Raw genomic sequence first — 10,020 nt, 5'->3', positions numbered from 1 at the left:
GGCGTGGGAGATCAACTCTGGCATGTAATCGCCATAGATCCCGTAGAGCAGCATGATGGCACCAATCACGACAAAGATGTTGCCCACCACTCGACGCGCCAGCTCCACCCCCAGCAACACGCCCACCATGGCGATGACTTGATCCAGCTCGGTCTCCGCCCCCGCCCGGTAGTTAATCACCTCGAAGTTGTAGATCCAGTAACCGATGGTGACGATGGAGAGCAGGATCAGCAGATAATCAACTGCCCGGCCAACCGGCGTTTTCGAGCGGTAGAGCAGGAACACCAATACATAGGTGATAACAATATAGATGCCGCGATGGAATTGGGTGGCGGCGGGTTCAAGAACAGCTGAATAGGCGTAGAAAAGGACCAAGGCCACTGCCAGCAGATCAAACACCTTCTGCTCAATGTGATGCAGCTTCTCGAACATGTGCCTCTCCTGCTAACTGTTGCCCAAACAAAAAGGACGGACCCGATTGAGTCCGTCCTTTTATTGTTATCGGCAGCTCAGAGCAATCCCTTCTCTTTCCAGAAGCGGATCGCACCGGGGTGCATGGGCGTCACAATACCGTTGACGCCGGTCTTGATACTCATCTCCTTGAAGGTCTTCTTCTGGCTGCGCATGTGGGCTAGGCCCTCATCGGTATAGATCTTTGACAACATGTCATAGACCACATCATCGGGCACCTTGGCGTTGGCCACCCACAGCGCTGAATCCTGAAACGACGGGGCCTCGTGGTCCACACCCCGATAGGTGCCGGCGGGTACCGACAGCTCGGAGAAGTAGGGGTAACGCTTGAAGAAACCGCTCACGTTGGCATCGGCCTGCAGATCAATCAGATCGATATCATTGGTCTGTGCCGCCATGATTACCGCGCCACTGGGGAAGGCGGTGAACAGCCAGAAGGCATCCAACTGCTTATTGCCAAATGCCTGAGCCGCATCATTGTAGCCCATGGCGTTGCGCTTGATCTTGTCCCAAACATCCATGTGGGAGAAGAAGAGTTCGCAGTTGGCAAAGGCGCCCGAGCCGGCATTACCCACCCCCACCTTCTTGCCCACCAGATCCTTTACGCTCTTGATCCCGGAACCCTTGCGCACCACCAGCTGAGCCGGGGCGCCATAGAGGTAAGAGACCGCTAGGACATCCTCATATTTTTTCTTGTCATTTTTCAGGCGTCCTTCTCGCCCGAGATAGACATGCCCCGAATAGACCACGCCAAAGTGGGCGCGCCCCTTATTGACCTTGCGCAGGTTCTCTACCGAACCGGCCGAAGACTGGGCCTTGACCTTGTAGGCCGAGTTCTTCTTCACCGGCCCATAGACCTGCACCGCATTCGCCACCACCTGAAAGGTGCCACCGGCGGGGCCACCACTGAACACATATCGCTTGCCGGCAAAGGCTGCCGACGGCAGGGCCAGGCTCAGAACGAGCGCGGCAACAGCGCCTAATAGAAAAGACCGACCTATCAATCTCATGCTGCAATCTCCTGTATGGCAGACAGATATGGCCCCGTCAGAATGCGGGCCCCATAGATATTTATCACGCATCCCTATCCCGCTCAGATCTGCAGGCTGAGGATCAACCCTGCAGCTCCATCACCGCATCCATCTCAACCCCCGCATCCTTCGGCAGTCCCGCCACGCCGATCGCCGCCCGTGCCGGATAGGGTTCGCTAAAATATTCGGCCATCACCTGATTAACCACCGGGAAGTTACCGAGATCAGTGAGAAAGACATTCAGTTTGACCACATCCGCCAGGCTGCCACCCGCGGCACGGGCTACCGCCTGCAGATTATCGAAGACGCGACGGATCTGCTGCTCGATCTCTCCCTCCACCATTTCCATGGTCTCAGGCAGCAGCGGGATCTGACCCGACAGATAGACAGTGGTACCGCACTTGACGGCCTGGGAGTATGTACCAATGGCTTGCGGTGCCTGATCGGTGCGGATGATCTCACGGCTCATAGAGTGATCCTCAATAGATAGAATGGCTGGACGGAGACTCTAGCACAGCAGTCGGCGCTAGTAATTCGACCTTAGAAAACTCTCTGGAGCCTGCGCACCGTTGAACCTGGACGTGGCTAATGATAGGCCCTGCCCTGCGGCATCGACCTGATCGAAAACGGCCCAGATCGATGACAGAGAACATTGTTCAGGTTGCTTCACAGCATGTCACCGACGTTCAGGATATCAATAAAAACCTGGTGGAGAAGACCCTGTGCATGCGCTGTCTCGCCAATCTCTCGCAGGTCAAATCCCGGCTGCTGGTTGAGACTATCCATGACATGAACAACAGCCGCCAAGAGCTGGCTGATCTCTCAACCGACCTGGCGAAACACGCCAAACAGGCGGAGGAGCAGAGACAGGTCATCGAACGGCAGAGGCAACGGCTGGAAGAACAGAACACGGCACTCGAATTTGAGCGGGACCTACTCGAACTGAAGGTTGCAGAGCGCACCGAGGCATTTGAAAAACTGGCCCACTACGACTCATTGACCAACCTTCCCAACCGTTTTCTCTTCAATGACCGGTTGAAACATGCCCTGGCCCGTGCCGGTCGGGAAAAAAGCAAAGTCGGCCTATTGCTTATCGGCGGCGTCGGCTGCAACGATGTGCAGGGCTATCTCTACAGCAAGCCGCCCCCCTGCAACCAGTTTCAGCTTAACTATCCAGGCCCCGCATAACAGGAGACTTGCTGAAGCTCCCCAGATCTCAGATATTCTGCCGGTTGATCTTCAGCACCGAAGAGAGTGTCTTGACCCGCCGCATGATCCGCGCCAGATGGCGGCGGTTACGCACGGTGATGACAAAGGTCAGGGTCGTGGAGAGGCCATCGCGCTCCTCGGAAAGCACATTCTCAATGTTCGAGCCCTCCTCTGAGATGGTCGCGGCCACCGTCGCTAGCACACCACGCCGGTTGCCTGCCTCAACCCGGATCTCGGTGGAGAAGTCACCGTCCACCTCAGGCTCCCACTCGGCGTCGATCCATTTGTGGCCATGCTTGGCATACTCACCCAGATTGGGGCAACCCTGGCGATGCACCACGATGCCCTTACCGGGATTGAACACACCAACGATCGCATCCCCCGGAATCGGCCGGCAACACTTAGCATACTTCACCACCATCCCTTCGGTGCCCTTGATCGCTAGCGGGCCAGCCGACTTCTCGGTCTTCTCCGGAGTCCCATCGGCCGGCACATCATCCCCCACCAGACGCCGCGCGATCAGCACCGGCATCCGGTTGCCCAACGCCACCTCCGCCAGTAATTCATCCAGATCGTCGAGCCGGTACTCCTCCAGCAGCGCGTCGATGTGCTTCTGCTCCAGCTCATAGAGATTCAGCGAGAAGCTCTGCAGCTCCCGCTCCAGCAGACGCCGCCCCAGCTCCACCGCCTCCTGCCCCTGCAGATTGCGCAGGAAGGCGCGAATGTTGATGCGTGCCTTACTGGTCACCACAAAGTTGAGCCAGGCGGGGCTCGGGCTGGCCCCTTCGGAGTTGATGATCTCCACCGTCTGCCCGTTGCGCAGATGACTGCGCAACGGCACCAGACGACGGTCGATACGCGCCGCCACGCAAGTATTACCCAGGTCAGTGTGCAGCGCGTAGGCAAAATCCACCACCGTTGCCCCCTGCGGCAACACCATGATGCGACCACGCGGAGTGAACACATAGACCTCATCGGGAAACAGATCGACCTTGACGTGCTCGAGAAACTCCACCGAGTCACCCACCCCCTGCTGCATCTCCAGCAGGTTGGTGAGCCAGTCGGATGCACGCGACTGGGCCCAGTGGCCGCCACCGTCATCGCTCTTGTATTTCCAGTGGGCGGCAATGCCTGACTCGGCCAGACGCTCCATCTCCTCGGTGCGAATCTGGATCTCGATCGGGATGCCCTGGGGGCCAAACAGCACCGTATGCAGCGACTGATAACCGTTCGCTTTGGGGATGGCGATATAGTCCTTGAAGCGCCCCGGCATCGGCTTGTAGAGATTGTGCACCGCGCCGAGCACCCGGTAGCAGGTATCCACCTTGTCGACGATGATGCGGAAGGCAAACACATCTACCACCTCGTGGAAGCTCAGCTTCTTCTGCGCCATCTTGCGGTAGATACTGTAGAGATGCTTCTCCCGGCCGCTGACCCGCCCCCCCAGTTCATCCTGCTCCAGCCGGCTACGCAACGCCACCTCCACATTCGATACCAGCTCCTTGTGGTGGCCACGGGCCTCCGCCACCGCCTGCGTCAAGGCCCGGTAGCGCATCGGCCAGTGGGCGTGAAAACCCAGCTCTTGCAGCTCCAGACGGACACTATTGATGCCGAGCCGGTTGGCAATCGGCGCATAGATATCGAGGGTCTCGCGGGCGATACGGCGGGCCTTGCCGGGACGCATCACCCCCAGGGTGCGCATATTGTGCAGCCGGTCCGCCAGCTTGATCATGATCACCCGGATATCCTGGGTCATCGCCAGCAGCATCTTGCGCAGGCTCGCCGCCTGCGCCTCCACCTGGGACTGGAAGTCGATCTTCGAGAGCTTCGAGACGCCATCGACCAGCGATGCGATCTCCTCATCGAAGGTCTCGACGAGTTGCTCCCGAGCGGTATCGGTATCCTCGATCACATCGTGCAGGATCGCCGCCATCAGGCACTTATGATCCATGCGCATCTCGGCAAGGATTCGCGCCACAGCGACAGGGTGGTAGATGTAGGGTTCGCCGGTCTTGCGATGCTGCCCGGAGTGGGCTTCAGCGCCAAACAGATAGGCCCGGTAGACTTCGCGGATCTGCGCCTGCTTGAGATAGTTTTCCAGGTAGACGCAGAGGTCACTGATCAGGAAGCGGGGAACCTCCTGATCGGATGGGGTCAGTGGTTTGGTGGGTCCAAGGGGGTTGCTCATGCAGCACTCCGTCACAGTGATGTGACGATTCTGTGCTGACAGGGCCGTTCAAGGCAAGACCCATCTCCGCCCAATCAGGGCGAAATCACCATGAACTCGCTTGAGCAGAGGATTACTGCCCCAGCAAGGAGGCGTCTAGTGCGGAGATGGTCGCGTCCACCACCATCGCTTCATCCTCTGGCTGCTCCAAATCCTGGCCGGCGATCAGACCGTCGGCGATCTCGCGCAGCGCCATCACGGTCGGTTTGTCGTTCTCCCAGGGCAACAACGGTTCCACCCCATGCTCCAGCTGGCGAGCCCGCTTGGTCGCCACCAGCACCAAATCGAAACGGTTATCCACGTAATCCAGACAATCTTCTACTGTGACGCGAGCCATTTAATCACTCCGGGAATCATTCATTACGACCAGCTGGGCCGAGGGAACGGGAAATGATATACGATCCGCTCCCATGACTCCACACCTACCCGGCCTGTTTGTCGCAAGGGCGTGGGCCCTGCTTGGCGTCCTCATACTCCTGCAGCAGAGCTGCCCATGCCTCTGCAGGCAGAGGCGGCTCGCCTTGGAAGGAGAAGTCGAGCCAGTGTCGGCTCTTCTCACGGAAACGCGGCCGAACCTCAGCTGCAAAGCCTTTTGCCACCACTGCCTTGCGTCTGATTACCGCACGATCCATGGAGCGGAAGAGCCCCAGTGAGATGGCATGGGCCAGTTCTCCGCTAGTGAAGCGCCACAGGTCCGTAATGCCCGCCAGCTTGAGGCGTTCGACCAGCTCGGCCGCCTTTTCACGACTTTTCTGCGGCGGGATCAGCACCCAGAAGCCCGCCTGTTCCTGCACGGATTCTGACCTATGCGTGGCCTTCACGCCCTTCGCCAGTAGCTGCAGACGCAGCTTTTCCGCCTCTGATTGCAGATCCAGTGGACCGACGCTCATGCAGACACGGGCGGGCGGCGGTGGAGCCGGTGGGGTCTTTGGCGTTTTCTGCTCAGGCGCGGGCGCCGCCAGTGTAGGCGTCTCTGGAGCAACAGGGACCTGCTGCTCAGCGACAGGCGAAGGCGCAGCCTCCTCAGCCAGCGGTTCCGACTCTACCGTCACAACTGGTGGCTGCGCCTCCTCCACCTCTTCATCTTTGTCTACCGCTGCCAGTTCAGAAGGCTCACTCTCCGGCAGCAGTTCTGCCGGCGGGTCAAGGGACTCGGCGGGCCGACCTGTTTCCGGCTCAGTAACCTCCTGTAGCTCACTGAGCAGCTTTAGATTACCCAGCGCGGCTGCCCCGCGCTCGGGGGCCGGGTCGCTGACCATGCGTGGATAGCCCCAGATCAGCGCACCAATATTGGCCAGAAGCAGTATAAAAAACAGCCACCTTGTCATCGGCTGCTCCGATCTGTTGCGATTACTATTCCCATCAACACAAGATGCGGTTCATACCGCGTTGCTATCCTAATCCACTCTCTTACTCGTAGCGCGCCCCCGCCGGTCAGTAGGCAGCGCGGCGTCTCACCGCTGCGGGCCTCCAGTTCAGCGTATGCCCGCTCTATCAGGGCAACTGTCGAAAACAGCGCACCAGCAGCAATTCCGGAACCGCTATCAGCCCCGAACAAGCCATCGACCTCGAGTGAAGACGGCGGCGGAATGTCGGTGCCTCGGATCAGGGCCTGGACTGCCATCTCCAGCCCCGGCAGGATCAACCCGCCATGATGTGTACCATCCCGACCCAGAGCATCGATCGTGGTTGCCGTGCCACAGTCTACGACAATGACGGGGGTCACAGAAAGCGACTTTGCAGCTTGCAATGCAAGAAAACGGTCGACCCCCAGGGTTTCCGGCTGTCGATAGCCACTCTTCACCCCGCCCTGGGCTGCCTGGGCGCGCAGGAAATCGGGCTTCAGTCCCCAGTGCTTTGTGCACCAGTCACGCAGCTCACACCGCACCGCCTCACCTGCGACACAGCTTACCCAAACTGCTGCAGGCGCTGCCAGCTGCCGCCATTGGGCATCGAGCAGTGGTGTGAGCTCACCCAGGTGCTGTTGACTGCTGACCGAGCCGTCCGCCAGGCCCGCCACTGTACTCCAGCGAAACGAGGTGTTTCCAATATCGACGAGCAACTCCACGCTTCAGGATCCCTCAGAGCGGAGACTGACTTCGCCGGCATGAAAGCTGCGGATATCTCCCTCCACCGCCAGCAGTAGCGCACCATTTTCATCGATTCCCCGGTGCTGGCCCTGGATCGCGCCCCGCGCATTGCGGACAACAACCTGTCTGCCCAGCATCAGATCAGCATCGTGCCACTCCTGCATGAGCGGCTGCAGCCCCTCGCTTGCATAAAGATTCGCCACCCTGACCAGGTTCTCGATCAGGCTCGCGACCAACTCATTGCGGGTGTGGGGCCTGACGCCGGCGATTGAACGGAGATCGGTCCAGGGCTGATCGATGACCGCCCCCTGCTCGTCCATATGGGTATTCAATCCCACCCCGAGCACCACTTGGGCGGGCCCTTCTGACTCCCCCGACACCTCGAGCAGCAGACCAGCGAGCTTTTTCTGCTGCCAGAGGATGTCGTTGGGCCACTTTAGACCTGCCTCGACAGCTCCAAACTCGCGCAGCGTGCGCAGCACAGCGATACCGGCGGCCAGGCTCAGTCCGCTGAGACGCATCGGCGCCAGCTCAAAGCGCCACAGCAGCGAGAGATAGACGTTGCTACCGTAGGGTGAGATCCAGCGGCGACCATGCCGACCGCGCCCGGCCGACTGCTGCTCGGCCAGACAGACGGTACCATTCGCTGCCCCCTTGCGGGCCTGTTCCATCAACCAGCTGTTGGTGGAATCCAGGCTCTGATGGAGATGGATTACGCTGATCTGCGCCCCGGTTTCGTCGCTGAACTGTGCACTGATCCGTTCGCTATCGAGCAGGTCCAGCGGTCGGGCGAGTCGATAGCCCCTGCCGCGCACTGCATGAACATCCTGGCCGAACGCATCACGCAGCTGGCGGACTTGCTTCCAGATAGCAGCCCGGCTGACCCCCAGCGCTACGGCCAGCGATTCACCGGAGTGAAAGCGCCCGTCGGCCAGCAATTGTAGCAGTCTGATCCTAGTCGGCATCACCACTTAAGGAGCCTCTGAACGAATCATGAACGGCAGCCTTATGGCCCAAATTTCCCGCTGCTGCGTTAAAAGTCTCGGCAATAGTCCGACTATTACCTGCGATTTCTGCCTTGCATCGAAAAATTTGGCCGCACAATTCTGCTCGTCCAGATACATTCAGAGGCTCCTTAACCAGGCGTCGCGCCGCGCCTGCTGTGCTGGCGGGATCGCCTCTGGCAGATAGAATTCGCAGGTATCGGCTGGCGCCACTTGCGGCACAAGCTCAAATTGCATCAGCTCATCTCGTCGAAAGGCATGCACCGGCACCGCCTCACCTGGCGGCAGGACGGCGATGCGTTTTTCGATCTCCCCCTGCCGGACCCGCAGCCCATCAACCGCCACGATCAAGTCACCGGCGGCGATCCCCGCGGCCATCGCTGCACCACCCTCATACACTTGCACAACCTGCTCGCCGGCATCCTGCCCTTTGATGCGGGCACCCAGTACCGAACGCGGCTTTGCATCTGCCACTTGCTCATCAGTCACTACGCCACCGTTGTCCTCCGGGCCGGAGGCGGGACGTAGGCGCATCTGTACACCAAACGCCGCCAGCGACTCCTGCAGGGGCAGTTCTTGGGTAGTGCGCAGGCCAAGCTCAAACAGCGGCGCTAGATCCAGCCCTGTCACCTCCATCGCCACTTGCTCGAATCCCCTCTCGGGCACCCCGATACCCGGCTTGCCGTAGCGGTGCCACATCACCTGCATGACGTGGTCAAGAGAGCTGGCGCCATCACTTTCTAGTCGCATCCGTAGATCAAGCAGCAGTGCGAACAGGGCACCCTTGGCGTAGTAGCTGACAATCGCGTTCGGGGCATTCTCGTCTTGTTTGTAGAATTTGGTCCAGGCATCGAAGCTCGACTCTTCCAGAGTCTGTTTCAGACGCCCGCGGCCGCGCATCACCCGAGTGACAGTTTCGGCCAGCAGTTCAAAATAGTCTTTACGCTTAATGCAGCCGCTTTTCAGCAGCATCAGATCATCATAGTAGGAGGTGATGCCTTCAAACACCCACATCTGTCGCGTGTGGACTTCCGCGCTCGTGTCGTTCTCGAGGAACACCGCAGGGGTGATGCGTTTAACATTCCACAGATGAAAGTATTCATGGCTGCAGAGCCCCAGCAAACGCCGATAGTTCTTGCTCGGTTCCGTTTCGTATCGCCCTGGCAGATCCTTGCGGCTGGCCAACAGGCTAGTGGAGTTTTGGTGCTCAAGCCCGCCATAGCCCTCTCCGACCACGCTAAGCAGGAAGAGATAGTCGTTGAGGGGGAGTTCGCCAAACAACGCAACTTGCTGGCTGCAGATTCGGGTCAGGTCGCTCTTCAGACGGTTCAGGTCTGCGCTGTGTCTGCCCGCCACGACAAAGCGATGCGGCTTGCCGGCCACTGCAAAATCAAAAGCGTCGTGCACACCGATCTCAACAGGCTGATCGATCAGCTCTTCGTAATTCTGCAATAGATAGCAGCCAAACCCCTGCTCATCGGCACCCTGCGATCGCATTGCCGCGGCGACCCGCCATGATTCATAGCGCTCTCCTGCTGGCCGGTTGATGGTGAGAGTCAGTGGCTCTTGCTGCTTACCGTGCACAGCCAGGAACAGGGCAGCACCATTGAAGTAGGCATGCGTGGTATCCATGTGAGCACCTCGCACTGACAGATCCCAAGCGTAGACCTGATAACGGATTGTCAGATCGCCACTGGCCGGCTCGCATCGCCATGTCTGCTTGTCCAGTTTTTTTATCGCAAGCGGACCCGTGCTGTCCTCAGCGTCGATAATAATGATATGTCGTGAGAAATCCCGGATCATGTAGCTGCCACGGATCCAAGCCGGCAGAGAAAAGGTTACACCGTGCGGTTCAGGATCCGGGATATGGATGCTGACCTGATAGAGATGCGCCTCCGGTGACGGGAGTTCGACTGTATAGTCAATCATCGGTACCTCCATTCAGTCACTGCTTGTTCTGCCCGGGCATTGCTTGGCCGCGCAATCAG

The 10,020-nt window shown here is 59.2% G+C and carries 9 protein-coding genes and 1 pseudogene; 1 reads left to right on the top strand and 9 read right to left on the bottom strand.

Going from position 1 to position 10,020, the window contains the following annotated elements; genetic code table 11:
* The 3 genes and pseudogenes from RIFP1SYM_RS14140 to RIFP1SYM_RS14130 all read right to left on the bottom strand — a co-directional run.
* Window positions 1-432 (bottom strand): annotated as a pseudogene (locus RIFP1SYM_RS14140) (TRAP transporter permease); the annotation flags it as partial.
* Between the two features lie 77 nt (window positions 433-509).
* Window positions 510-1,481, bottom strand: coding sequence for a TAXI family TRAP transporter solute-binding subunit (locus RIFP1SYM_RS14135; RefSeq protein ID WP_039960580.1), 972 nt, complete (start codon window positions 1,479-1,481; stop codon window positions 510-512).
* A 103-nt stretch (window positions 1,482-1,584) separates the two neighbouring features.
* On the bottom strand, window positions 1,585-1,971 hold the full coding sequence (locus tag RIFP1SYM_RS14130; RefSeq protein ID WP_005965949.1) for a RidA family protein: 387 nt from the start codon (window positions 1,969-1,971) through the stop codon (window positions 1,585-1,587).
* A 170-nt stretch (window positions 1,972-2,141) separates the two neighbouring features.
* On the opposite strand from RIFP1SYM_RS14130, the gene RIFP1SYM_RS14125 reads away from it, so the two are divergent.
* On the top strand, window positions 2,142-2,690 hold the full coding sequence (locus tag RIFP1SYM_RS14125; RefSeq protein ID WP_006474538.1) for a diguanylate cyclase domain-containing protein: 549 nt from the start codon (window positions 2,142-2,144) through the stop codon (window positions 2,688-2,690).
* Between the two features lie 28 nt (window positions 2,691-2,718).
* On the opposite strand, the gene spoT is transcribed toward RIFP1SYM_RS14125, so the two are convergent.
* From spoT to RIFP1SYM_RS14095, 6 genes are all read right to left on the bottom strand, one after another.
* Window positions 2,719-4,899: a bifunctional GTP diphosphokinase/guanosine-3',5'-bis pyrophosphate 3'-pyrophosphohydrolase gene (spoT, locus tag RIFP1SYM_RS14120; protein ID WP_006474539.1), complete on the bottom strand. Its 2,181-nt coding sequence runs from the start codon at window positions 4,897-4,899 to the stop codon at window positions 2,719-2,721.
* Between the two features lie 112 nt (window positions 4,900-5,011).
* Window positions 5,012-5,275, bottom strand: a complete 264-nt coding sequence (gene rpoZ / locus RIFP1SYM_RS14115) for a DNA-directed RNA polymerase subunit omega (protein WP_005965946.1) — start codon at window positions 5,273-5,275, stop codon at window positions 5,012-5,014.
* Between the two features lie 85 nt (window positions 5,276-5,360).
* Window positions 5,361-6,266 carry an SPOR domain-containing protein gene (locus RIFP1SYM_RS14110; RefSeq protein WP_005965945.1) on the bottom strand — a complete coding sequence of 302 codons (906 nt, stop codon included), beginning with the start codon at window positions 6,264-6,266 and terminating at the stop codon, window positions 5,361-5,363.
* Window positions 6,263-7,006: a type III pantothenate kinase gene (locus tag RIFP1SYM_RS14105; protein ID WP_005965944.1), complete on the bottom strand. Its 744-nt coding sequence runs from the start codon at window positions 7,004-7,006 to the stop codon at window positions 6,263-6,265. The genes RIFP1SYM_RS14110 and RIFP1SYM_RS14105 overlap by 4 nt, the downstream gene beginning before the upstream one ends.
* A 3-nt stretch (window positions 7,007-7,009) precedes the next feature.
* Complete coding sequence (birA, locus tag RIFP1SYM_RS14100) at window positions 7,010-7,993, bottom strand: bifunctional biotin--[acetyl-CoA-carboxylase] ligase/biotin operon repressor BirA (RefSeq protein ID WP_240991628.1); 984 nt, start codon at window positions 7,991-7,993, stop codon at window positions 7,010-7,012.
* 159 nt (window positions 7,994-8,152) lie between these two features.
* Complete coding sequence (locus RIFP1SYM_RS14095; protein WP_006474540.1) at window positions 8,153-9,961, bottom strand: M61 family metallopeptidase; 1,809 nt, start codon at window positions 9,959-9,961, stop codon at window positions 8,153-8,155.
* Between the last annotated feature and the right edge of the window lie 59 nt (window positions 9,962-10,020).

This window comes from endosymbiont of Riftia pachyptila (vent Ph05), from assembly GCF_000224455.1.
Taxonomy (GTDB): domain Bacteria; phylum Pseudomonadota; class Gammaproteobacteria; order Chromatiales; family Chromatiaceae; genus Endoriftia; species Endoriftia persephonae.
Note: the sequence above shows the minus strand (reverse complement) of the source record. Positions and strands in the feature narration are given on the sequence as shown.